The 22,672-nt window shown below is 64.7% G+C and carries 22 protein-coding genes; 14 read left to right on the top strand and 8 right to left on the bottom strand.

What is annotated here, in order from left to right:
• The first annotated feature begins 5 nt into the window (after window positions 1-5).
• Window positions 6-1,196 (top strand): A/G-specific adenine glycosylase, encoded by a 1,191-nt coding sequence (locus KMZ29_RS20960; protein ID WP_215621006.1) that lies wholly within the window; start codon window positions 6-8, stop codon window positions 1,194-1,196.
• Here the strand turns inward: KMZ29_RS20960 and KMZ29_RS20955 are convergent.
• Complete coding sequence (locus tag KMZ29_RS20955; RefSeq protein WP_215621005.1) at window positions 1,174-1,485, bottom strand: DUF1905 domain-containing protein; 312 nt, start codon at window positions 1,483-1,485, stop codon at window positions 1,174-1,176. The two genes, KMZ29_RS20960 and KMZ29_RS20955, sit on opposite strands and share 23 nt — an antisense overlap.
• A gap of 132 nt (window positions 1,486-1,617) precedes the next feature.
• Between KMZ29_RS20955 and KMZ29_RS20950 the strand changes: the two genes are divergently transcribed.
• Window positions 1,618-2,073: a PaaI family thioesterase gene (locus KMZ29_RS20950; RefSeq protein WP_215621004.1), complete on the top strand. Its 456-nt coding sequence runs from the start codon at window positions 1,618-1,620 to the stop codon at window positions 2,071-2,073.
• On the opposite strand, the gene KMZ29_RS20945 is transcribed toward KMZ29_RS20950, so the two are convergent.
• Window positions 2,070-3,359 carry a flavin-dependent oxidoreductase gene (locus KMZ29_RS20945; protein WP_215621003.1) on the bottom strand — a complete coding sequence of 430 codons (1,290 nt, stop codon included), beginning with the start codon at window positions 3,357-3,359 and terminating at the stop codon, window positions 2,070-2,072. The genes KMZ29_RS20950 and KMZ29_RS20945 overlap by 4 nt on opposite strands.
• 133 nt (window positions 3,360-3,492) lie before the next feature.
• On the opposite strand from KMZ29_RS20945, the gene KMZ29_RS20940 reads away from it, so the two are divergent.
• Window positions 3,493-4,113: a glutathione S-transferase family protein gene (locus KMZ29_RS20940; RefSeq protein ID WP_215621002.1), complete on the top strand. Its 621-nt coding sequence runs from the start codon at window positions 3,493-3,495 to the stop codon at window positions 4,111-4,113.
• Between the two features lie 149 nt (window positions 4,114-4,262).
• Here KMZ29_RS20940 and KMZ29_RS20935 read toward each other — a convergent pair whose 3' ends face one another.
• Window positions 4,263-5,186 (bottom strand): LysR family transcriptional regulator, encoded by a 924-nt coding sequence (locus tag KMZ29_RS20935; protein WP_215624354.1) that lies wholly within the window; start codon window positions 5,184-5,186, stop codon window positions 4,263-4,265.
• Window positions 5,187-5,275: 89 nt separating this feature from the next.
• On the opposite strand from KMZ29_RS20935, the gene KMZ29_RS20930 reads away from it, so the two are divergent.
• A complete protein-coding gene (locus KMZ29_RS20930; protein WP_215621001.1) occupies window positions 5,276-5,704 on the top strand; it encodes a nuclear transport factor 2 family protein in 429 nt (142 codons plus the stop codon).
• 121 nt (window positions 5,705-5,825) lie between these two features.
• On the opposite strand, the gene KMZ29_RS20925 is transcribed toward KMZ29_RS20930, so the two are convergent.
• Window positions 5,826-6,512, bottom strand: a complete 687-nt coding sequence (locus KMZ29_RS20925) for a glutathione S-transferase family protein (RefSeq protein ID WP_215621000.1) — start codon at window positions 6,510-6,512, stop codon at window positions 5,826-5,828.
• A 292-nt stretch (window positions 6,513-6,804) separates the two neighbouring features.
• Between KMZ29_RS20925 and KMZ29_RS20920 the strand changes: the two genes are divergently transcribed.
• Both KMZ29_RS20920 and KMZ29_RS20915 read left to right on the top strand, forming a co-directional pair.
• Complete coding sequence (locus KMZ29_RS20920) at window positions 6,805-7,341, top strand: PAS domain-containing protein (RefSeq protein WP_215620999.1); 537 nt, start codon at window positions 6,805-6,807, stop codon at window positions 7,339-7,341.
• A complete protein-coding gene (locus tag KMZ29_RS20915) occupies window positions 7,304-8,635 on the top strand; it encodes a methyl-accepting chemotaxis protein (RefSeq protein ID WP_215620998.1) in 1,332 nt (443 codons plus the stop codon). Before KMZ29_RS20920 ends, KMZ29_RS20915 begins: the two co-directional genes overlap by 38 nt.
• A 55-nt stretch (window positions 8,636-8,690) precedes the next feature.
• Here KMZ29_RS20915 and KMZ29_RS20910 read toward each other — a convergent pair whose 3' ends face one another.
• Window positions 8,691-9,824: a site-specific DNA-methyltransferase gene (locus KMZ29_RS20910; protein WP_215620997.1), complete on the bottom strand. Its 1,134-nt coding sequence runs from the start codon at window positions 9,822-9,824 to the stop codon at window positions 8,691-8,693.
• Window positions 9,825-10,082: 258 nt separating this feature from the next.
• On the opposite strand from KMZ29_RS20910, the gene ypfJ reads away from it, so the two are divergent.
• Both ypfJ and moaB read left to right on the top strand, forming a co-directional pair.
• A complete protein-coding gene (gene ypfJ / locus KMZ29_RS20905) occupies window positions 10,083-11,021 on the top strand; it encodes a KPN_02809 family neutral zinc metallopeptidase (RefSeq protein WP_215620996.1) in 939 nt (312 codons plus the stop codon).
• 176 nt (window positions 11,022-11,197) lie between these two features.
• Window positions 11,198-11,761 (top strand): molybdenum cofactor biosynthesis protein B, encoded by a 564-nt coding sequence (gene moaB, locus KMZ29_RS20900; RefSeq protein WP_215620995.1) that lies wholly within the window; start codon window positions 11,198-11,200, stop codon window positions 11,759-11,761.
• Window positions 11,762-11,880: 119 nt separating this feature from the next.
• On the opposite strand, the gene KMZ29_RS20895 is transcribed toward moaB, so the two are convergent.
• Both KMZ29_RS20895 and KMZ29_RS20890 read right to left on the bottom strand, forming a co-directional pair.
• Window positions 11,881-12,810, bottom strand: a complete 930-nt coding sequence (locus tag KMZ29_RS20895; RefSeq protein WP_215620994.1) for a bifunctional helix-turn-helix transcriptional regulator/GNAT family N-acetyltransferase — start codon at window positions 12,808-12,810, stop codon at window positions 11,881-11,883.
• Window positions 12,811-12,947: 137 nt separating this feature from the next.
• The gene (locus KMZ29_RS20890; protein ID WP_215620993.1) at window positions 12,948-13,520 is read right to left on the bottom strand and encodes a glycosyltransferase family protein; all 573 of its coding nucleotides are present in this window, start codon (window positions 13,518-13,520) and stop codon (window positions 12,948-12,950) included.
• A gap of 173 nt (window positions 13,521-13,693) precedes the next feature.
• Here KMZ29_RS20890 and KMZ29_RS20885 point away from each other — a divergent pair, with 173 nt between their 5' ends.
• The 4 genes from KMZ29_RS20885 (at window position 13,694) to KMZ29_RS20870 (ending at window position 17,912) form a co-directional block, all read left to right on the top strand.
• Window positions 13,694-14,857, top strand: a complete 1,164-nt coding sequence (locus KMZ29_RS20885; RefSeq protein ID WP_215620992.1) for a PA0069 family radical SAM protein — start codon at window positions 13,694-13,696, stop codon at window positions 14,855-14,857.
• A gap of 128 nt (window positions 14,858-14,985) precedes the next feature.
• On the top strand, window positions 14,986-15,441 hold the full coding sequence (locus KMZ29_RS20880; RefSeq protein ID WP_215620991.1) for a VOC family protein: 456 nt from the start codon (window positions 14,986-14,988) through the stop codon (window positions 15,439-15,441).
• Between the two features lie 135 nt (window positions 15,442-15,576).
• A complete protein-coding gene (rnhB, locus tag KMZ29_RS20875) occupies window positions 15,577-16,320 on the top strand; it encodes a ribonuclease HII (RefSeq protein ID WP_215620990.1) in 744 nt (247 codons plus the stop codon).
• A gap of 83 nt (window positions 16,321-16,403) precedes the next feature.
• Window positions 16,404-17,912 carry a glycosyltransferase family 39 protein gene (locus tag KMZ29_RS20870; RefSeq protein ID WP_215620989.1) on the top strand — a complete coding sequence of 503 codons (1,509 nt, stop codon included), beginning with the start codon at window positions 16,404-16,406 and terminating at the stop codon, window positions 17,910-17,912.
• Window positions 17,913-18,012: 100 nt separating this feature from the next.
• On the opposite strand, the gene KMZ29_RS20865 is transcribed toward KMZ29_RS20870, so the two are convergent.
• Window positions 18,013-18,840 (bottom strand): uracil-DNA glycosylase, encoded by an 828-nt coding sequence (locus tag KMZ29_RS20865; protein ID WP_215624353.1) that lies wholly within the window; start codon window positions 18,838-18,840, stop codon window positions 18,013-18,015.
• A gap of 137 nt (window positions 18,841-18,977) precedes the next feature.
• On the opposite strand from KMZ29_RS20865, the gene KMZ29_RS20860 reads away from it, so the two are divergent.
• Both KMZ29_RS20860 and KMZ29_RS20855 read left to right on the top strand, forming a co-directional pair.
• Entirely contained in the window at window positions 18,978-20,636 is a 1,659-nt protein-coding gene (locus KMZ29_RS20860) for an electron transfer flavoprotein-ubiquinone oxidoreductase (RefSeq protein WP_215620988.1), read from the top strand.
• Window positions 20,637-20,886: 250 nt separating this feature from the next.
• Window positions 20,887-22,668: a tetratricopeptide repeat protein gene (locus tag KMZ29_RS20855; protein WP_215620987.1), complete on the top strand. Its 1,782-nt coding sequence runs from the start codon at window positions 20,887-20,889 to the stop codon at window positions 22,666-22,668.
• Window positions 22,669-22,672: the final 4 nt, after the last annotated feature.

Here is a 22,672-nt window from a genome sequence, read left to right as displayed (position 1 = left end):
TCCTCATGAATTCCCTGGCCAGCGCGAAAACGAAAAATCAGCCGGTGGCGAATGAGGCAGCCGGCCGTCCCATGCGGCTGCTCGAATGGTACGACCGCCATCGCCGCCGGCTGCCGTGGCGGCCGCCGGCGGGCGAGCGCGCCGATCCCTATTCCGTCTGGCTGTCGGAAATCATGCTGCAGCAGACCGGCGTCAAGACCGTCGGGCCGTATTTCGAGAAATTCCTGGCGCGCTGGCCCGATATCGCGGCGCTCGGAAGCGCGTCGCTGGACGAGGTGCTGCGGATGTGGGCCGGGCTCGGCTATTATTCCCGCGCGCGCAATCTGCACGCCTGCGCGGTGACGGTGCTGCGCGATCACGGCGGTGCGTTTCCCGATACCGAACAAGGTTTGCGATCATTGCCGGGCATCGGGCCTTACACCGCGGCGGCGATATCGGCGATCGCCTTCGGCCGCAGGACCATGCCGGTCGACGGCAATATCGAGCGCGTGGTGTCGCGGCTGTTCACAGTCGAGGAGCCGCTGCCGCAGGCCAAGCCGCTGATCCAGAAATTGGCGGCGACGCTGCTTGGAGCGGACGAAATGGAGTCGCGCGGCGGCGGCGAGAATTCTCGTGCCGGGGATAGCGCGCAGGCGCTGATGGATCTCGGTTCCTCGATCTGCACGCCGAAGAAGCCGGCCTGCGCATTATGCCCGTTGAACGACGACTGCGCGGCGCGTGTGCGCGGCGATCAGGAGAGCTTTCCGCGCAAGGCGCCGAAGAAGGCCGGGGCGCTGCGCCGGGGCGCGGCCTTCGTCGTCACGCGCGGCGATCGGCTGCTGGTCCGCACCCGCCCCGAAAAAGGCCTGCTCGGCGGCATGACCGAGGTGCCGGGCTCGGACTGGCGCGCTGCGCAGGACGACAGGACGGCGCTGAAGCAGGCGCCCGAGCTGAAAGGCATCGCGCGCTGGCATCGCAAGGCAGGGGTGGTCACCCATGTCTTCACGCATTTTCCGCTGGAACTGGCGGTCTACACCGCCGCGGCGCCGGCGCGCGCGCGGGCACCTGCGGGCATGCGCTGGGTGCCGGTTGCGACGCTGGACGACGAGGCGCTGCCCAATGTCATGCGCAAGGTGATCGCGCACGGGCTGGGCGATCGATCGCCGCACGCGGATCGCAATCATCGGGGCGGTGCTACGCCTGGAGTTCGATCGTAACCGCGACGGTATCGCCCGTCGCGATTTTCTCCTTGATCCGGACCGCGGCCTTGAGAGGGAGGAGGTAGGCCCCGCATTTCTTGTCCGGGAAGATCGACGTTTTCCAACTCGTTCGGCCGACCGTCGCGATCACACGGATCGAGCCCCACGCGCTCTTGGAATGTGCTGCGAGAAAGGCGATCTCGCTTGATTGCTTGCCGGACAGCGTGACGAAATGCCAGCCGCCTGGTCCATCATAGAGCCAGACCTTGCTTCGGTTCTTGTATCGATGCGGTGTTGGTGCCGGCATTTTTCCCATGGCCGCAACGATAGGCTGGCATCGGCACGGATCACAAGGCGAGGTTCGAACCTAAAGAGTGCATCCTGCTGACACCATGCTGTCAGCAGGCCTGCGTTAGGACGGAGCCAAACGGAGGCTCCCATGATCGCAACCGCACTCGACCATCTCACCGCCCCGCCGTCCTCGAAGCTGCTCGGCTGGCACCTGCTCGATGCGCGCCCCAGCGAGGGGTGGGTGCGGATCGGCTTTGACGGCAAGAAAGAGTTCTGCAATCCCGCCGGTTTCGTCCAGGGCGGCATCCTCTCCGCCATGCTCGATGACACCATGGGGCCGGCGGTCTTCAACATGACCGAGGGCAGGCTCTACACCGCGACCATCACCATGACCGTCAATTTCCTCGCCCCGGCCAAACCGGGGCCGATCGTCGGCGAGGCGAGCGTGACGCAACTCGGCAAGACCGTCGCGTTCGTCGAGGGCAGGTTGATGGCCGGGGACGGCACCGTGCTCGCGACTTCAACCGCGAGCGCGCGGCTGGTCGAGGCCGCCAAGGCCATCAGGCGCGAGCACCTCGAGGTGGCCGCCGGTGGAATCGTCTAGACCGCGCTGGCCCGGGTCGCCCCGGCGGGCACCGTCACGATCGGCGGCTTGGCGTTGAGGCCCTCGACCTGGAAGCCGGCGACGCGCTTGTAATTGGCGGCGATGTCTTCCAGTTCCTTCAGCGACAATACGTCGGTGACGACGTTGTAGCCGTCGGGCGCGCGCTCCTCGACCAGCTGCATCACCTGCTCGGGCCCGTTGCGCCGGTTGAGCAGGACGAGATCGGTGGTCGCGGGCCGCCGCTCGGCCTCATAGGCGAGCAGCGCGGCGTTGGTAGGGCCTTGCGCCAGAATTTCGCGGGTCAGCACGCGGGCATCGAGAATCGCCTGCGAGGCGCCGTTGGAGCCGATCGGGTACATCGGATGCGCGGCGTCGCCCATCAAGGTGACGCGGCCGAACGTCCATTGCGGGATCGGATCGCGGTCGACCAGCGGATACTCGTAGGCGTGCGAGCAGTTGCGGATCAGGCCGGGCACGTCGAGCCAGTCGAACTTCCAGTCCGCAAACCACGGCAGGAATTCCTCCAGCCTGGCGGTGCGGTTGTAGTCCTCCCGCCGCCATTGGTAGGTCGGCGGCATGTGCCGCTCGGCGACCCAGTTGATCTGGTATTTGCCGGATGCGTCGGCCTGCTTGGAAATCGGATAGCAGACGAATTTCAGGATCTCGTGGCCGGCCATGATCATGGTGCGGCCGGAGAGAAACGCGTCCGACGCGGTGACGCCGCGCCACAGGATGCGTCCGTTCCAGATCGGCGGACCTTCCTGCGGATAGAGCTTTTCGCGGATCGCGGAGTGGATGCCGTCGGCTGCGATCAGGATCGCGCCGTCATGGCTGCCGGCCGGCTTGCCGGTGGCCTTGTCGATGAAGTCGGCGCGGACGCCGTCCGGCGTCTCGGTCCAGCCATTGAGATGATGGCTGGTGAGGATGTTCGCAGGCCCTAACCGTTCGGTCGCGGCGTCGAGCAGGATCTGCTGCAGCGTGCCGCGATGGATCGAGAATTGCGGCCATCTGTAGCCGGCCTCGATGCCGCGCGGCTCGCTCCAGATCGGCTTGCCGTGCTTGGAAAAATACGCGAGTTCCTTGGTGCGCACGCCTGACGCATCGAGCTTGTCGAGCAGGCCGAGTTCGACCAGTTCGCGCACGGCATGTGGCAGCACGTTGATGCCGACCCCGAGCGGCTTCAGTTCGGACACGCTCTCGAAGACTTTGGCGGGAACGCCGATTTGATGCAGGCTGAGGGCTAGCGTCAGCCCGCCGATGCCGCCGCCGGCGATGAGAACCGTCATGATTACGCCCCTGTTACCGGGGGGCGTCATGGCATGCGGGAGGGCAGGGGGCAACTGCGAAAGAGGCTGGCCGGCCGGGGTGGACCGTTCAACGGCGTGCCGCTAACGTCCGGCTCCGGCCAAGAGGATTAACATGTTCAAACTCTATTATGCCCCCGGCACTTGCGCGCTCGCTTCGCATATCGCCCTGGAGGAGGCCGGCGCCGCCTACACGACCGAGCGGCTCGATTTCAAAAGCAACCAGCAGAACAGCCCGGAATATCTCAAGGTCAATCCCAAGGGGCGCGTGCCGGCGCTGGTGACGGATCGCGGCATCCTGACCGAGACGCCGGCGATGCTCGCCTTCATCGCGCAGAGCTTTCCGCAGGCCAGGCTGGCGCCGTTCGATGACGCCTTCGCCTTTGCCCAGGCGCAGTCCTTCAACAGCTATCTGTGTTCGACGGTGCATGTGGCGCATGCCCACAAGATGCGTGGCCACCGCTGGGCCACCGAAGAATCCTCCTTCGCCGACATGAAGCTCAAGGTGCCGGAGACCATGGGCGCCAGTTTCGCGCTGATCGAGCGCGACATGCTGAAAGGGCCGTGGGTGATGGGCGAGCAGTATACGATCTGCGATCCCTATCTGTTTACGATCGCGCTGTGGCTCGAGGGCGACAGCGTCGATCTCGCTGATCTGCCGAAGGTGGCGGATCACCGCAAGCGGATGTCGGAGCGGGCGGCGGTGCAAAAAGTGCTGGCCGAGGAGAAGGCCTAATCAGGAAATTCTGCGTCATTGCGAGGAGCCAACGGGTCGCGCGAACGCGCGCCCGATGACAGGCTCGCGACGAAGCAATCTATTTTTCCGCGGGCTGCAGTATGGATTGCTTCGCTTCGCTCGCAATGACGTTGATAAAGCGGTGAACCCTACGCCGCCTTCCGCTTCTCGCGCTCCATCTCGCGGCCGATCCCGAGCATGATGTTGCGCAGCCAGATCGAGCCGGGGTCCATCTGGGCGCGGGTCGGGTAGAACATGAACTGCTCGTCGATCCCGGGATCGAGCGGCGGCGTCACCGATATCAGCGACAATTGCTTGGCGAGCGCTCCGATCAGGCGGCGCGGCACGAAGGCGACGAGATCGGTGCGCGCGGTGACGTGCAGCGCCTCGATATAGCCTGATACCACCAGCGCGATCCGCCGTTCGATGCCCTTGGCCCGCAGCCAGCCGTCGATCAGGTCTTCGCTCTGGCCGCGGATGACAACGGCGACATGCCGCGCGTCCAGGAACGCGTCGCGCCGCTTCAGTTTTGTTCCAACAGGGTGGCCGCGCCGCACCGCGAGCGCGTCGCTGTCGGTGTAGAGCCGCTGGCGGTGAAATCCGCCGAACGCGTCGCCGATCGAGATCACGAGGTCGATGGTGCGGGCGAATTCGGCGGTGAAGATCGCCGGTCCCCGCCACGGCACCACGTCGATGGTTACGTTCGGCGCGGCCTTGGTGACCTTCTCCATCAGCGGCGGCATCAACAGTTCGACCGCGAGGTCCGGCATCATCAGGCGGAAGTGTCGCTCGCTGCTGGCGGCATCGAAATCGTCCGGGATGAACAGCCCGCGCACCTGGTCGAGCACCTGCGCCAATGGTCCGCGCAAGGCCTGCGCCCGCGGCGTCAGCTCCATGCGCGCGCCCGATCGTACCAGCAGGGGATCGCCCACGAGGTCGCGCAGCCGCTGCAAGGCGTGGCTGGTGGCCGGCTGCGACAGCCCGATCCGCATCGCCGCGCGGCTGACACTGGCTTCCTTCAGCAGCGCCTCGAGCGCGACCAGCAGATTGAGGTCAAGCGAGTTCAAATTCATGAAATGAATATATATCATATTCAGTATCGATTGGGAGAATGTCATGCGGGGCGCCATGATTGGCCACAGCCAACCAATGGAGAGCCGTCATGAGTGCAGCAGCCAACAAGAAACTCGTACAACAGGTCTATGAGGATTCCGCCAATCGCAGCGGGACCACCTTCGCGGACAATCTCGCCGACGATGCCTGCTGGATCGTCACCGGCCAGTATTCATGGTCGCATGAATTCAAGGGGCGGGAGGCGATCCTGAACGGCCTGATGGGCCATCTCCGCTCGTTCCTTGCGGTGCGGCCGCGGACGGTCGCGTTCAATTTCATCGCCGAGGGAGATTATGTCGTGGTCGAGGCCCGCGGCGACAACGTCACCAAGGCGGGTCCGCGCTACGACAACCAGTATTGCATGGTCTGGCGCGTCGAGAACGGCAGGATCAGGCAGATCAAGGAATACTGCGATTCCGCGCTGGTCGAACGCGTGCTCGGGCCGTTTCCGGCAGAGCGCAAGCTAGCCGCGGGTTGAGCTCGCTCGCGTCATTCCCCGGCGCGCCAATTGGCGCGTTGGGGAATCTCGCGCTTCGATCTTCCGGATTCCGGGTCCACGCGCGTGCGCGCGTGTCCCGGAATGACAGTGGCTATGCCGATCAGGCGGCCTTCACCGCAAGATGCCTGAACATGTTGCGGCGCGCCTCGTCATCCATTTCCGCCTTGAACTTGAAGTTGTCCTTCAAGGCGATCGCTTTCTTCGCCGCCGGCCGTGCCGAGATTTCATCGACCAGCCGCTTGACATTGGGATATTTCGCGAAGGCTTCCTCGCCCATGATGAACGGGATCATGCGGGCCCAGCCCCATACGTCCATGTCGACGATGGTGTAGGTGTCGCCGACCATATAGCGGCGCTTGACCAGATGGTCGTTGAGAATGGAGAAATGCCGCTGCGCCTCGAACTGATAGCGGTTATGGGCGTAATCGACCTTTTCCGGCGCGAAATGCCTGAAGTGGACGGCCTGGCCGCTGAACGGTCCGACGCCGGTGGCAACAAACATCAGCCAGGACAGCAGTTCGGCGCGGTTGGCCGGCGTATTCGCAGGCAGAAACTTGCCGGTCTTTTCGGCGAGATAGAGCAGGATGGCGTTGCTGTCGAACACCTTGACGCCGCCGTCGTCGATGGCGGGCACCTTGGCGTTCGGATTGACGGCGAGGTATTCCGGCTTGAACTGGTCGCCGGCACGGGTGTCGACGGGGACAGGCTGATAGGGGATGCCGGCTTCCTCGAGAAAGAGCGCAACCTTGGTCGGGTTCGGCGATCCGTTGAAGTAGAATTTGAGCATGAAAGACTCCTTTGGTTGCTCTTTAGTCGCGAAAGACCGGAACGCGGCGACGATGCCGCGGACGTCGTGTCCATGCTCAAATTCTCCGGAATGCGCAACCGACGAGTTCGTGAACTGGCCCTGCGTTCAAGTTTCGCCGTGACGACATGTCGTGGCCATCGAGTCGCATATGCATGGCTGGGTTGCGGCGATTTTGCCGTCGAACTGCCGAAGCTTAAGGAAATATTCAGGCAAAGTTTCTAGGGCTCTTGGTGCGCGCATTCATTGATGATTGCGATATCGAAAGCCAAAGATGGCCCATCATGTCAGTCCGAGCGGTCGCGAGATCTTTTTTTCGGCATCCGAGCTGATCGTCTCGAAGACAGATCTGAAGGGTCGCCTGACCTACGCCAACAGCGTGTTCTGCAGGGTCGCCGGCTATCGCGCGTCCCAGTTGATCGGTCAGCCGCACAGCATCGTGAGACATCCCGATATGCCGCGCAGCGTGTTTCGCCTGCTGTGGGACACCATCGAGGATCGCCGCGAGATATTCGCCTTCGTCAAGAACATGGCCAGCAACGGCGATCACTATTGGGTCTTTGCCCATGTGACGCCGTCGTTCGACGCCCAGGGCACGATGACCGGTTACCACTCCAACCGCCGGGTTCCCGACCGCGCGGTGCTCGAGACGGCGATCATGCCGCTCTATGCCGAAGTGCTGAAGATCGAGCGCGCTCACGCGAACGGAAAAGACGCGGTCGCGGCCGGATACAAGGCGCTGGCCGATTTCGTCGCCTCGCAGAAAGTCTCCTATGAAGAACTTATATTCTCTCTCAAAAGCGCTGCTTAGCATCGCGGTTGCGATTTGCGGATCGGTCGTCGCATCGGCTCTGCATCTGTCCGGCTACCTGGCCGCGGCGCTGGGAGTGCAGGCCATCGCGATGGCCGCTTTGGGGCTGGCGATGTTCTGGATCGTCCGGACCGTGCGCCTGACGCGGCAGGCGAAGGAGGTTTGCGAGCGGATTGCCGCAGGCGACTTCGAAGCGCGCATTCTTTCGATTCCGGAAAATGACGGCATGGCCGAGCTGCTCGGGCTGGTCAACGACATGATCGACGGCTGCGATGCGTTCGTCCGTGAGGCGACTGCGGCGATGGACGCCGTGCATCACAACAGATACTTCCGGCGTATCCTGCCCGGCGGGCTTCATGGTGCGCTGCTGCAGGGCGCCAACACCATCAATAGCGCCACCGTCAGCATTGAAGCCCGCATCAGGCAATTCGAGCGCCAGACCGCCGAGCTGGAAGGCAGCGTCAGTTCGATCGTCTCCGCGCTGGACGACGGAGCCGCGGCAATGGGCGGGACCGCCGGCGATCTGCGCACCGGCGCATCGACCACGCGCGAACGCATAACCTCGATTGCCGCGGCGTCCGAACAGGCGGCTTCCAACATGCAGTCGGTCGCGTCGGCGACGGCGGGACTGTCCTCGAATGCACGCGACGTCGGCGCCGACATTCAGCGTTCCGTGGAAATCGCCGGACGCGCCGGCGAGCGCGTGGCCGACGCCGCCGGCAGCGTCGATGTGTTGAAGGATGTCGCCGCGCGCATCAGCGAGGTGGTCAAGTCGATCAACGCGATCGCCAGCCAGACCAACCTTCTGGCGCTGAATGCGACGATCGAGGCGGCGCGGGCGGGCGATGCTGGGCGCGGCTTCGCCGTCGTCGCCCACGAGGTCAAGGCGCTGGCGACCCAGACCGCGAATTTTACCGCCGAAATCGAGGCGCAGGTCGGACAGGTGCAGTCCGCCGCCGACCGCGTCGGCGTCTCGATCACCGAAATCGGCTCCGTGATCGCGGAAGTGAACGATATTACCGGCAAGGTCGCCGGGACGTCCGAAGCACAGGCGCATGCGACGGCCGACATCGCGCGCAATATCGACAGCGCGTTCGCGGTAGTCGGCGAGATCGCCGCCAATATTCAGGCGCTGGCGCAGATCGCTGCCAGTACCGAGCAACTTGCGACATCGACCACGGCCGCGTCGGGCAACCTTTCGTCGCAATCCGGCCTGCTGACGCAGGAGATCAGGACCTATCTGGATCATGCCAGGGGAACCCTGGTCGATCAGACCGGGTCTCGCGCGGCGTAGCGGGCTTGCGCGGGCGGCTTGAGCCGCAGCGGGACCAATCGGGCGTCCGGGCGAACTAGCCCGCCGCCATCCCGGAGCGGATTTCGGCGCGCAGCTCGTCGATCAGCTTGAGGCCCTTGTTGGTCTCGACGTGCCAGAAGGTCCAGCCGTTGCAGGCGCCGGAGCCCTGCGCCACCGCGCCGATGCGGTGGATCGAGCCGACCTTGTCGCCCAGCATGATGGCGCCGTCGGCGCGGACCAGCGCACCGTGGCGCTTTTTGGAATCGACCAGTCTGGTGCCGGGCGAAATCATGCCGCGCTCGATCAGTTCGGAAAACGCCACGCGCGGGGCGTCGCGCGCGGTCATGAATGGCGCCAGTGTTGCTTCCGGCAGCGGTTCGACGGCGGCAATGCGCGCTTCGGCCGCGGTGGCATAGGTCTGGTCGCGCTCGAAGCCGATGTAGCGGCGGCCGAGACGCTTTGCCACGGCGCCCGTGGTGCCGGTGCCGTTGAACGGGTCGATCACGAGATCGCCGGGCTTCGAGGACGACAGCAGCACCCGCGCCAGCAGGCCTTCCGGCTTCTGCGTCGGGTGAACCTTCTTGCCGTCCGAACCCTTGAGGCGTTCCTCGCCGGTGCACAGCGGAATCAGCCAGTCGGAACGCGCCTGCACGTCCTCGTTGGCGGCCTTCAGGGCCTCGTAGTTGAAGGTATAGCCCTTGGCCTTCTCGTCGCGCGCGGCCCAGATCATGGTCTCGTGCGCATTGGTGAAGCGGCGGCCGCGGAAATTCGGCATCGGATTGGTCTTGCGCCAGACGATGTCGTTGAGAACCCAGAATCCCAAGTCCTGCATGATCGCGCCGACGCGGAAAATGTTGTGGTAGGAGCCGATCACCCACAGCGTCGCCGACGGTTTCATGACGCGGCGGCAGGCGAGCAGCCAGGCGCGGGTGAAATCGTCATAGGCGGCGAAGGAGGAGAACTTGTCCCAATCGTTGTTGACGGCGTCGACATGCGACTCGTCGGGACGCTTGAGGTCGCCCTTGAGCTGCAGGTTGTAAGGCGGATCTGCGAACACCAGATCGACGGAGCCTGACGGAAGCTTCGACATCTCGGCGACGCAATCGCCGACGACGATACGAGCACTCGACGGGGACTCGAATTTAGTGCGGGGCGCCCTTGCAGACGCCCCGCGACGCGACACAACCATGACTCAATTACTCTGACTCAGGCGACGCTGTCGGCGACGCGGGACTAAACAACCGACTGGCGATACATTGACCGGGCAAAGTAAAAATCGACTTAATCGATAATGGCTTCGCTCGAGATTGAGCGGCGGTGTGCGGCCCTGTCCCACTAGGCAATAATTGCCGGGCGGGTTATTGATTAACGGAATGGAAATTCTACGTCTGCCGCGTCTGGGACCGGCGGGTTCGCCGCCGGCAGGCCGGAATGAGGAAAAACCGCCATGCGTTACGATGATTTCCGCCGCAGCGACGACATCGAGGACCGTCGCGGCGACGACGGCGGCGGAATGGGCGGCGGTGGCGGCGGCTTCGGCCTGCCGATGGGCGGCGGCGGGCTCGGCATCGGCACCGTCATCGTGCTCGGCCTTCTCGGCTACGCCTTCGGTATCGATCCGAGAATACTGATCGGCGGCGCGGAAATTCTCACCGGCGGCGGCCAGGCGCCGAGCTATCAAAGCGATCGCAGGTCCGGTCCGGCGAAAACCGGCGCGCCGACCGATGAGATGGGCAGCATGATCGCCGGCGTGCTCGGCGAGATCGACGATCGCTGGGACGAAATCTTCAAGGCCGGCGGGCAAGCCTACAAGGGCCCGCGCATCGTGCTGTTCCGCAACGCCACCAATGGCGGGCGCTGCGGCATGGCGCAGTCGGCGATGGGGCCGTTTTACTGCCCGCCCGACAGGCAGATCTTTCTCGACACGGCATTCTTCCGCCAGGTCGAGACCAGGTTCCGCGGCTGCTCGGGCAACGCCTGCAAATTCACCGCGGCCTACATCGTCGCCCATGAAGCGGGACACCACATCCAGAACCTGCTCGGCATCTTGCCGCGCGTGACGCGGCTGCAGGACCAGGCCGGCAACAAGGCGGAAGCCAATGCGCTGCAGGTCAAGGTCGAGCTGCAGGCCGATTGCCTGTCCGGCGTCTGGGTCAACCGCGAGGAAAAGAAACGTCCGGGCTTCCTGGAAGCCGGCGACATCGATGCGGCGCTGACCACGGCGTCCGCGATCGGCGACGATACGCTGCAGCGGCAGGCCACCGGCAGGGTGGTGCCGGATTCCTTCACCCACGGCTCCGCCGCGCAACGAAAGAAGTGGTTCATGACCGGCTACCAGCAGGGTACGGTGCAGGCCTGCAATACGTTCGCGGCGGGAGCGCTGTAACGGATGCGTCATTCCGGGGCGCGCCAACCGAACTCGGGTCTACCCGAGTTCGGCAATAACATTGTCCAAGTCGGCGACAGCCGACTTGGATGACGCGAACCCGGAATCTGGTGTTAAAGAGATTCCGGATCAGTCCACTTCGTGGCCTGTCCGGAATGACGGATGAGAGCTCGCGAATGTCCTCGATCGGCGAAACAAAACAATTCATCCCGCTCAACATCGCGGTGCTGACGGTTTCCGACACCCGGTCGCTGGCGGATGACAAGTCCGGGACCACGCTGGCGGACCGGTTGACCGCGGCCGGTCACAGGCTGGCGGCGCGCGAGATCACGACCGACGACGTCGAGGCGATCCGCGGCATCGTCAGGCGATGGATCGCCGATCCCGGCATTGACGTCATCATCACCACCGGCGGCACCGGCTTCACCGGCCGCGACGTCACGCCGGAGGCGATCGAGCCCTTGTTCGAGAAGCGGATGGATGGCTTTTCCATCGCCTTTCACATGCTGAGCCACGCCAAGATCGGCACCTCGACGATCCAGAGCCGCGCCACCGCGGGCGTCGCCGGCGCCACCTATATCTTCTGCCTGCCGGGATCGCCGGGCGCCTGCCGCGACGGCTGGGACGGCATATTGGCCCCGCAGCTCGATTACCGCACGCGTCCTTGCAATTTCGTGGAGATCATGCCGCGGCTGGACGAGCATCTGCGGCGGCCGAAGGCCAAGGGCGCGTCGGTTTAACGAGCTCTGTCATTCCGGGATGGTCCGAAGGATCAGACCTCAGATGTGCACTGCACATCGGAGAATCTCGAGATTCCGGGTTCGGCTCTGCGAGCCGCCCCGGAATGACGGGTTGGAAGCTACAGCTTCATCTCCCAGGTCTCGCCGACGAGATCGACGCCAAAGCTGTGGTGCGGCTCTTCCTTGACGCGACGGAAACCCACGGCCTGATAGATGCCGCGCGCGGCGACCAGGATGCTCTGCGTCCACAGCGTCATCTCCTGGTAGCCCTTCTCGCGCGCCGAGCGGACGCATTGCTCGACGAGCGCGCGGCCGACGCCGAGTCCGCGCGCTTCTTTCTCCACCAGCAATAGCCGCAGCTTGGCGACGTCATCGCCGCCGTTCACCAGGAAGACCGAGCCGAGGCGCTCGCCGCTTGCCTCGGCGATCCAGCAATGCTCGCGCGAGGGATCATAGCTCCTGATGAACTGCGCACAGATCTCGGCGACCAGGGCCTCGTAACTGATGTCCCAGCCATATTCCTCGGCATAGGCCTGTGCCTGGCTGGAGATCACCCAGCCGATGTCGCCGGGACGGTGGCTGCGCAGGATGAAGACGGCCGGCTTTTCCGCGGGCCGCTCCAGCGTCTGCTCGATCGTGGTCATCGCGCCCACGATGGCCGCGCGCTGCGCGGCATCCAGTCCCGCGAGCAGTGTGCCGACCTCCTCGCGCGCGCGGCGTTCGAGTTCGGCTTGCGCGGTGCGGCCCTTGGCGGTCAGCGAGAGCTCGTTGACCCGGCCGTCATCCTTCGACGGCTTTCGCGTCACGATCTGACGGCGCTGCAGCCCCTGCAGGGTCCGGCTCAGGAAGCCGGGATCGAGGCCGAGGTCGCGGGTCAAGTCGGTTGCGGTGCAGGCGGGGCGATGCGCGATCTCGTAGAGGATGCGCGCCTCCTGCAGGGTGAAAGAACTATGCAGCAGCTTCGGCTCGATGATGCCGAGCTTGCGGGTGTAGAAGCGGCTGAAACCGCGGATCGCAGCGACCTGGCCGTCGAAATCGTTTGGGGACATCACACACCTCGATACTTGCCATTATCAATTAATTATTTGACTTTGGCAAGTATATCGCGGTGTCAGCCCTGCCAGTTCTACTTTGCATGGGGTTGTTTTCGCGATTTTTGGTCCGGGCCCTCCCGGGTCCAGGATGTTCAGGCGACGACCATGATCCGGCTACGCAGCTGGGTGCGAGAGGAGCGGCCAAGTTGGCGCAACAGCCGGGCCTCGGAGCGGCGGGCGTCCGGCGCGTAGCCGCCGAGCCGGTCGTAATGGTCCCGGGCGATCAGCAGCCCCTGTTCCGCCGACGGCCCCGTGATCATCCGGGCCACGAATTTGAAGCCGTCGCGCCAGCGGGTGTCGGCATAGGGCGAGCGCGCATAGCGGAAGATCCCGGCGCGGGGGCGGCCGCTCGAGGAGACGCCCTGGATGAACTGGGTGGTCTCCTCGATCCAGCCTCCGTCCAGCACCGCGCCGGCATGCAGGAACATCAGCCAGGGCGAGCGGGCCTGCCGGGCGCCTGCGGCCAGCGCCGCTGCGCGGGATCCCTCGAAAGCCAGGAAGCGGCAGCCGGCGACGTCGGCCACGCGCTCGATCACGCCGGTGCCGGAGCGGTCGACCAGCAGCACCTCGCGAACGATGCCTGCGGCGGCGCCGGGCACCAGCGCCGCAAGGGTCGCGACGGCCTGCTGTTCGACGCCCTCGGTCGGAATGATCACGCTCAGCATGAATGAGGCTTCGCTGGCTCAAAACGGTGAAAAACGCCGAATTGTTAGCACCTTGTCACAATCAAATCAGCCTTCGCGGTGCAGTTTTTTGCGGCAGGGCGGGCGGTTTCGCCATCTGTGGATTTCGAAATTCATGTTCTTGCTTTGTTCTCAATGCGTGCTATGTTCCGATCATGAGCCGAGCATCCTCACATGCCCTCAAGCACCCGCCGGTCACGGCGCCCTCCGAGCCGGCGGGTGCACCTTCTCCCTTTCCCGAACTCGCAGTCGCGATCGAACGCGAACGGCGCCGTGGCCGCGGCGCGCAATCCAACGCCAGCGGCCGCTTCGAGGCCGAGGCGCGGATAGCCTTCGACGATGGCTGGCAGAGCCTCGATGAATTGCCGCCGTTCAAGACCACGGTTGCGCTCGATACCGCGCGCAAGGTCATCACACGTAACGACTCGCCCGATATCGGCTTCGACCGTTCGATCAACCCCTACCGCGGTTGCGAGCATGGCTGCGTCTACTGCTTCGCGCGGCCGACCCACGCCTATCTCGGCCTGTCGCCTGGCCTCGACTTCGAATCGAAACTGTTCGCCAAGCCCGACGCGCCGCAGCTGCTGGAAAAGGAACTGGCGGCGCCGGACTACGAACCGCGCATGATCGCGATCGGCACCAACACCGATCCCTATCAGCCGATCGAGCGCGAACGGAAGATCATGCGCGGCATTCTCGAAGTGCTGGAACGAGCGGGCCACCCGGTCGGCATCGTCACCAAATCGGCGCTGGTGACCCGCGACATCGATATTCTGGCGCGGATGGCGAAGCGCAACCTCGCCAAGGTCGCATTGTCGGTAACGAGCCTCGATCCCCAGCTCGCGCGCACCATGGAGCCGCGGGCCTCGACGCCGGCAAAGCGGCTGGAAGCGCTGCGGCAATTGTCGGAGGCGGGAATTCCGACCACGGTGATGGTGGCGCCCGTGATCCCCGCGCTGAACGATTCCGAGATCGAGCGCATTCTCGATGCCGCGGCGCATGCCGGCGTCAAGGAAGCGAGCTATATACTGCTGCGGCTGCCGCTTGAGGTGCGCGACCTGTTCCGCGAATGGCTGATGGCGAATTATCCCGACCGCTACCGCCACGTCTTCACGCTGATCCGCGACATGCGCGGCGGCCGCGATTACGATTCGCAGTGGGGAACGCGGATGAAGGGCACCGGGCCGATGGCATGGATGATTGGACGCCGGTTCGAGATAGCCTGCGAGAAGCTCGGGCTCAACAAGCGGCGCTCGAAACTGACATCAGATCATTTCGCGCGGCCGAAGAGCAGCGGGCAGCAATTGAGTTTGTTTTAGCAGCCGTCATTGCGAGCGTAAGCGAAGCAATCCATCGCTTGCCAAGCAAGGATGGATTGCTTCGTCGCTTTGCTCCCTTGCGCAAACGCTTCGCGTTTGTCGCAGGCAATGACGGAGAAGGAAGTGGCATGAATACGAAACTACCGACCCCGATCCCGCGGCTGACCATGATCACCCTCGGCGTCAGCCATATGCGCGCCAGCATCGCATTTTACGAAGCGCTCGGCTTCACGCGAAAGCTTGGCGCGTCAGGCGAAGCCGTCGCGTTCTTCGAAACCGGCGGTACCGCGCTCGGGCTGTTTCCGTGGGATCAGCTGGCGCAGGACGTCACGCTGCCGCAGGACCCGCGGCCGCGAGGGTTTCGCGGCATGACGCTGGCATGGAATTGCAGTACGCGCGAAGAGGTCGACGCCGTGCTGGATTTCGCGATCTCAAAGGGGGCTTCGCTGCTGAAACCGGCGCACGCGACCGATTACGGCGGTTATTCCGGATATTTTGCCGATCCCGACAATCATCCCTGGGAAGTGGTGGTCGCGCCCGGCATCGAGGTCGGTGATGACCGGCGGGTTCATTTGCCGGATTAGACTTTTGTCTTGACGCGTTTTCTTTACGCGAACCGGTGCCTACGCCCGAAAACGCTATGGCGCCGCGACTGAATAGCGGGAATTTCCCGGAGTTCCCGGTTGCGTCGCCGGGCTCGCTGTGGCCACGATCCCGGCATGAGTCGCGACAAATCCGGGAAAGACGAGGCTAAGCCGCCGAAGGGCGCGATTGCCGTGGCGCCGCCGAGCTTTCGGCGCGAGCGCGCGCTGATCAAGCGTGGCGTCTGGCCAATCGCCGGCTGCGACGAGGCCGGGCGCGGCCCGCTGGCGGGCCCGGTGGTGGCCGCCGCCGTGGTGCTCGACCCGAAGCGGATTCCCAAGGGCATCGACGATTCCAAGCGGCTGACGGCGGAACGCCGCGAGGAACTGTTCGAGGAAATTTGCGCCACCGCATCGATTGCGGTCGCGTTCGGTTCACCGGCGCGGATTGATCGCGACAATATCCTGCGCGCCTCGCTGTGGGCGCTCAAGCGCGCGGTGCAGGCGTTGCCGGAGATGCCGCAGCATGTATTCGTCGACGGCCGCGACCGGCTCGACGTCGCCTGCGAATGCTCCGCCGTGATCGGCGGTGACGGGCTGGTGCTGTCGATCGCGGCGGCGTCGATCGTCGCCAAAGTGACGCGCGACCGGCTGATGTGCGCGCTGGCGCAGGATTGCCCGGGCTATGGTTTCGAATCCCACAAGGGCTATGCCGTGCCCGAGCATCTCGAGGCGCTGGACCGGCTCGGACCGAGCGTCCATCACCGCCGTTTCTTCGCCCCCGTCGTGGCCGCGCGGGAAAAGCATCACCCCTCGACCGTCGAACGCGATCTGTTTACGAGGGAAGCGCCCGCAGACGCCGAGGTTACGGCCGCCATCTAGCGCCAGTTGCGTCGGCGCCTTGCGCGCTCTATCAAACGTTTGAGATCGAACGGGGCCGGCGGGCCGGGCATTTCGGGCGTTTCATGCGTTTCACCTCCCTGATTGTCGAACTGATCCGCGCCCGGCCGCGGCTGGTGGTGTGGCTCGTGGTGCTGCTGCAGGCGGCGTTGTGGCTGATCCTGCCGCTGCTGTTGTATCGCAGCCCGCCCGGCGACCTCGCGACGATGCTGGCCTTCGGCCGGGAATACCAGGTCGGCACCGATCTCGGTCCGCCGCTGGCGTTCTGGCTCGCCGATATCGCGTTCCGCGCCGCCGGCAACCACATGTTCGGCGTCTATCTGCTGGCGCAGCTCTGCGCGGTCGCGACATTCTGGATACTGTTCCTGCTGGCGCGCGCCATTGTCGGCGGACAACAGGCGGTGCTCGCGATTTTGCTGACGCTGACGGTCACGGCCTTCAGTTCGCCCGGCGCCGAGTTCGGTCCCCTGGTGCTGGCGCGTCCGCTCTGGGCGCTGCTGCTGCTGCACTCCTGGCAGTTGATCGGCCAGAACCGGCGCAACGCGTGGTTCGCCTGGTCGATCGAGGCAGGACTCTTGCTGCTGACGACCTCCGCCGCCATCGGCCTGTTGCTGCTGATTGCAGGCTTTGCGCTCGCCACCGTCCGCGGACGGCGCATGCTGATGTCGTTCGATCCGCTGTTCGCGCTGTTGGTGATCGTCGTGCTGGCGCTGCCCTGGCTGGTCTGGCTGATCCGCGCCGACATGCTGGCATTGCCGCCATGGCCGGCGGTTGCGGATCTCAGCGGCAGGGCGCTGCACTGGGGCAAATTGCTCGGCGGCTTGCTGCTGGCGATTTCCGGCATCCTGGTCCTGGTGGTGCTCAACTCCGGCTGGCTCAACCGCAACCCGGAAGAGACGCCGATCATCTATCGGCCGCCGGTCGATCCGCTGGCGCGCAATTTCGTTTACTTCTTCGCCATCGCGCCTGCGCTGGCGGGAAGCCTGATCTCCGGCCTGTTCAATCTCGACGGCGTCGCGGGCGGGGCCGGCGTCGCGCTGATGATGTCGGGACTGGCCGTGATCGTCGCGACCGGCGACCTGGTTCATCTGCGGCGTCAGCGCGTCCTGCGCACGGTCTGGGCGCTCGCCGTCCTCGCGCCCGCGTTCGCGGCAACTGCGACGACGCTGTTTCTGCCCTGGACCGGCGGCACCGAGGTGGCGACCTCGCTGCCTGCGCGTGCGATCGCGCATTTTTTCGGCGACAGTTTTGAGCGGCGCACCAACCAGCGGCTGCGGGCGGTGGCCGGCGATCCGCAACTGGCGGCGCTGATTTCGCTGGATACCGGGCGTCCGCATCTGCTGCTCGATGCCGCGCCGCAACGGACGCCGTGGCTGACACCGGCGAAATTCAACGAAACCGGCGGCGTGGTGGTGTGGCGCGCATCCGATACATCGGGCACGCCGCCCGCCGACATCGCGCAACGCTTTCCCGGCCTGGTGCCGGAAGTGCCGCGGGCGTTCGAATGGCTGGTGACCGGACGCCAGCCGCTGCTGCGGATCGGCTGGGCCATCGTGCGGCCGAAGGGGCCGTAAGCACTCTAAATTCCTCATGGTGAGGAGGCGCGCTTGCGCCGTCTCGAACCATGAGAGCCCGGATCTCTCATCCTTCGAGACGCACGCTCGCGCGTGCTTCTCAGGATGAGGACTTCGCCTGCTCCAGCGCCTTGGCGATAGCGCGCAAATCCTGCCACGCCATCCGCTTGTAGGACGGCGAGCGCAGGAGATAGGCCGGATGGAACGTGGCGAGCGCGCGGATCGTCCGCGTGCCGGTGTCGTAGTCGAACCAGCGCCCGCGGGTTTTCATGATGCCCTCGCGCGTCGACAGCAGGGTCTGGGTCGAGGGATTGCCGAGCGTCACCAGTACGTCCGGATTCACCAGCTCGATTTGCCGCTGGATGAAGGGCAGGCAGATCTGCGTTTCCTGCGGCGTCGGCGTGCGGTTGCCGGGCGGCCGCCATGGAATGACGTTGGCGATGTAGACGCTGGAGCGGTCGAGCCCGATCGCCGCGATCATGCGGTCGAGCAATTTGCCGGAACGGCCGACGAACGGCAGGCCCTCGATGTCTTCCTCGCGTCCGGGAGCCTCGCCGACGAACATGATGCGCGCCTGCGGATTGCCGTCGGCGAATACCAGGCGGGTGGCGGTCGACTTCAGCGCGCAGCCGTCGAATGTCTCCATCAGCGCCCGCAGCGCCTCCAGCGAGGACGCGGTGCGCGCCGCTTCCCGCGCCGACAGGATGGCGGCCTCCGGCGCGGCCGGCGCATCGGTTCGTGCCACCGGCATCGCCGGAGCGGCAGGAATTGTCCTGACAGGCCGCGCCGACGCCGCCTCGCGGCCGGCCGGCACAACATCCGGATCGGACAGCCGATTGACCGGCTCGTCGGCCAGCGCACAGTCGACCCCGGCCTCCAGATAAAAGGCCAGCAATTGCTGGACGGTAGGTGCGCTCTCGGGCGTCATGGCGGGGGTCTGCGACATCTCGCTCAATCTAGGCCGCCTTGCGCCGTTGTGAAACGCATTTCGGGTGTTGTTCTCCGGCTAAAAATCGGAAACAACGGGGACAATTAGAGGCGTTCTCAACCGGCCGGGACCAGATCATGAGCACCGAAGAATTACCCCCGCGCGAATCCATGGAATTCGACGTCGTGATCGTCGGCGCCGGGCCGTCCGGCCTGGCGGCCGCGATCCGGCTGAAGCAGCTCAACGCCGATCTCAGTATCGTCGTGGTGGAGAAGGGCTCCGAAGTCGGCGCGCATATCCTGTCCGGCGCGGTGATCGATCCGGTGTCGCTCGACAAACTGGTTCCGGACTGGCGCGAGGATGCCGATTGCCCGCTGAAGACGCAGGTCAAGACCGACAAGTTCTACTGGATGACAGCGGGATCGGCGATCCCGCTGCCGGCGATCGCGATGCCGCCGCTGATGAACAATCATCATTGCTATATCGGCTCGCTCGGCAATGTCTGCCGCTGGCTTGGCCGGAAAGCCGAAGCGCTCGGCGTCGAGATCTATCCGGGCTTCGCTGCGACTGAGGTGCTGTACGACGACAAGGGCGCGGTGCGCGGCATCGCCACCGGCGACATGGGCATCGCCAAGGACGGCACCCACAAGGACTCGTTTACCCGTGGCATGGAACTGCTCGGCAAATACACGCTGTTCGCCGAAGGCGCCCGCGGCAGCCTGACCAAGCAATTGATCGCGAAATTCTCGCTCGACGCGGGCAGCGAGCCGCCTAAATTCGGCATCGGCCTCAAGGAAGTCTGGCAGATCGATCCTGCGAAGCACCGGAAGGGCCTGATCCAGCATACGCTGGGCTGGCCGCTCAACAATTCGACTGGCGGCGGCTCGTTCCTCTATCACTATGACGACAATCTGGTGGCGGTGGGTTTCGTCGTTCATCTGAACTACGACGATCCCTATCTGTCGCCGTTCGACGAATTCCAGCGCTTCAAGACCCACCCCTCGATCCGCACCTTGTTCGAAGGCGGCAAGCGGCTCGCCTACGGCGCGCGCGCCATCACCGAGGGCGGCTACCAGTCGGTGCCGCGGCTGACGTTCGCCGGCGGTGCGCTGGTCGGCTGTGCGGCAGGATTTGTGAATGTCCCGCGCATCAAGGGCGTGCACAACGCGATGGGCAGCGGCATGCAGGCGGCCGAACACGTCGCCGCCGCGCTCGGTGCCAACAGGGCCAACGACGAACTGGTCGACTACGAGAATTCATGGCGCGACTCCGCGGTCGGCAAGGACCTTTACCGGGTCCGCAATGCCAAGCCGTTCTTGTCGAAGTTCGGCACCGCCATCGGCATGGCATTCAGCGGCTTCGACATGTGGTGCAACACGCTCGGCTTCTCGCTGTTCGGCACCCAGTCCCACGCCAAGCCCGACCGCAAGACGCTCGATCCCGCAAAAGCGCATGCGCCGATCGCGTATCCGAAGCCGGACGGCAAGATATCGTTCGACAAGCTTTCGTCAGTGTTCCTGTCCAACACCAACCACGAAGAGGACCAGCCGGTTCACCTCAAGGTCGCCGACATGAACCTGCAGAAGACGTCCGAGCACGACGTCTATGCCGGTCCGTCGAACCGCTATTGCCCGGCCGGCGTCTATGAATGGGTCGAGGAGGCCTCAGGTCCCCGTTTCCAGATCAACGCCCAGAATTGCGTCCATTGCAAAACCTGCGACGTGAAGGACCCCAACGGCAACATCACCTGGGTTCCGCCGGAGGGCGGCGGCGGTCCGAACTACGAGGCGATGTGACCACGATTGCGTGAGCCGGTAGCCGCCAATGCGGCCGCCGGCCACGATACCGCCACACTGAAAGCGTTTTCAGGCCGGGCCGGCCGGGAAGCCGGTTGGAACGGCGATCATCGGCCGTCCTGCCATTCGATTCGCCACCCCGTATCCTTGCGGTTCAACGCCAAACGCGGCATTGTCGCTTGCCTTGATGCCGCCGGCTGGGTTCGCATCCGAGACGATCCTTGAAATCCCTGGAGCTAGGCAAACCCTGATGTTTTCCATTCGTTTCAATCGCCGGACCCTTGCCGCACTCGCCTTCGCCGCGCTGGCAGTGCCCGGTTCGGTTGCGGCCCAGACACCCGATCATACCGCCGACAACTCGGCGCAATTCCCGACCAAGGGCGACCTGAAATCGATGACCACGTCGGGCAGCTATCTGGCCGCCCGTCACGCCAGCGTCGAGCGTGACGCCTCTTCGGCGGCGGCGTTCTACCGCTCGGCGCTGCGCACCGATCCGAAGAACAACGAGTTGCTCGATCGCGCGTTCATTTCCTCGCTCGCGGACGGCGATATCGACGAGGCGGTAAAGCTCGCCGACCGCATCCTGACGATCGACAAATCCAATCGCGTCGCCCGCCTCGTGGTCGGCGTGCGCGATCTCAAGCAGAAGAAATACTCCACCGCGCAGCTCAACATCAATCAGTCGATTCGCGGACCGATCACGGATCTGGTGGCGACGCTGTTGTCGGGCTGGGCCAGCTACGGCGCCGGCGACACCAAGGCCGCGGTCGCCAACATCGACAAGCTGACCGGTCCGGAATGGTATCCGATCTTCAAGGATCTGCATTCCGGCATGATCCTCGAACTCGCGGGCAAGGAAAAAGACGCTGGTATGCGTCTGGAGCGTGCCCACAAGCTCGACGATTCCATGCTGCGCGTGGCCGAGGCCTATGGGCGCTGGCTGTCGCGCGGCAAGGATCCGGCGGCGGCCACCGCCGTCTACGCGGCATTCGACAAGAAGCTGCCGCGGCATCCGCTGGTACAGGAAGGCCTGCGCGAAACCAAAGCCGGCAAGAAGATGTCGCCGCTGGTCGACTCGCCGCAGGCCGGCGCCGCCGAGGCGCTCTACGGCATCGGCGCCACCTTGACGCGGCGCGGCGGCGAAGACCTCGCGCTGGTCTACCTGCAGCTCTCGCTCTATCTCGCGCCCAATCATCCGCTGGCGCTGTTGTCGCTGGCCGATCTCTACGAGACCGTGAAGAAGCCCAAGATGGCGATCAAGGTCTATGAGCGGATGCCGGCCAGTTCGCCGCTCAAGCGCAATGCGCAGATTCAGCTCGCGACCAACCTCGACGCCGCCGACCGCAGCGACGAGGCGATCAAGATACTGAAGGGCGTCACCGCGGAAGATCCCAAGGACATCGAAGCCATCATGGCGCTCGGCAACATCGAGCGCGGCCGCAAGCGGTTCGCCGACTGCGCCCAGACCTACAGTCAGGGCATCGATGTGATGCCGCCGGGCAACGAAAAGAACGCCTGGGTAACCTATTATTACCGCGGCATCTGCGAGGAGCGTTCCAAGCAGTGGACCAAGGCGGAAGCCGACATGCGCAAGGCGCTGGAGCTGCAGCCCGAGCAGCCGCACGTGCTGAACTATCTTGGCTACTCGTGGATCGATCAGGGCATCAATCTCGACGAGGGCATGAAGATGATCAAGCGCGCCGTCGATCAGCGCCCGGACGACGGCTACATCGTGGACTCGCTGGGCTGGGCGTTCTACCGCATCGGCAACTATGCGGAGGCGGTGAAGAATCTCGAGCGCGCGATCGATCTCAAGCCGGAAGACCCGACCATCAACGACCATCTCGGCGACGCCTATTGGCGCGTCGGCCGCACGCTGGAGGCGAAATTCCAGTGGGCCCACGCCCGCGACCTCAAGCCCGAGCCGGAAGAATTGCCGAAGATCGAGGCCAAGATCGCAAACGGGCTGCCGGAGGACACCTCGTCGGCCGCCTCCGCTGACAAGAAAAAAGACGGCGGCAAGGGCGGCTGATCGC

This window comes from Bradyrhizobium sediminis (genome assembly GCF_018736085.1).
GTDB classification, from domain to species: domain Bacteria; phylum Pseudomonadota; class Alphaproteobacteria; order Rhizobiales; family Xanthobacteraceae; genus Bradyrhizobium; species Bradyrhizobium sediminis.
Note: the sequence above shows the minus strand (reverse complement) of the source record. Positions and strands in the feature narration are given on the sequence as shown.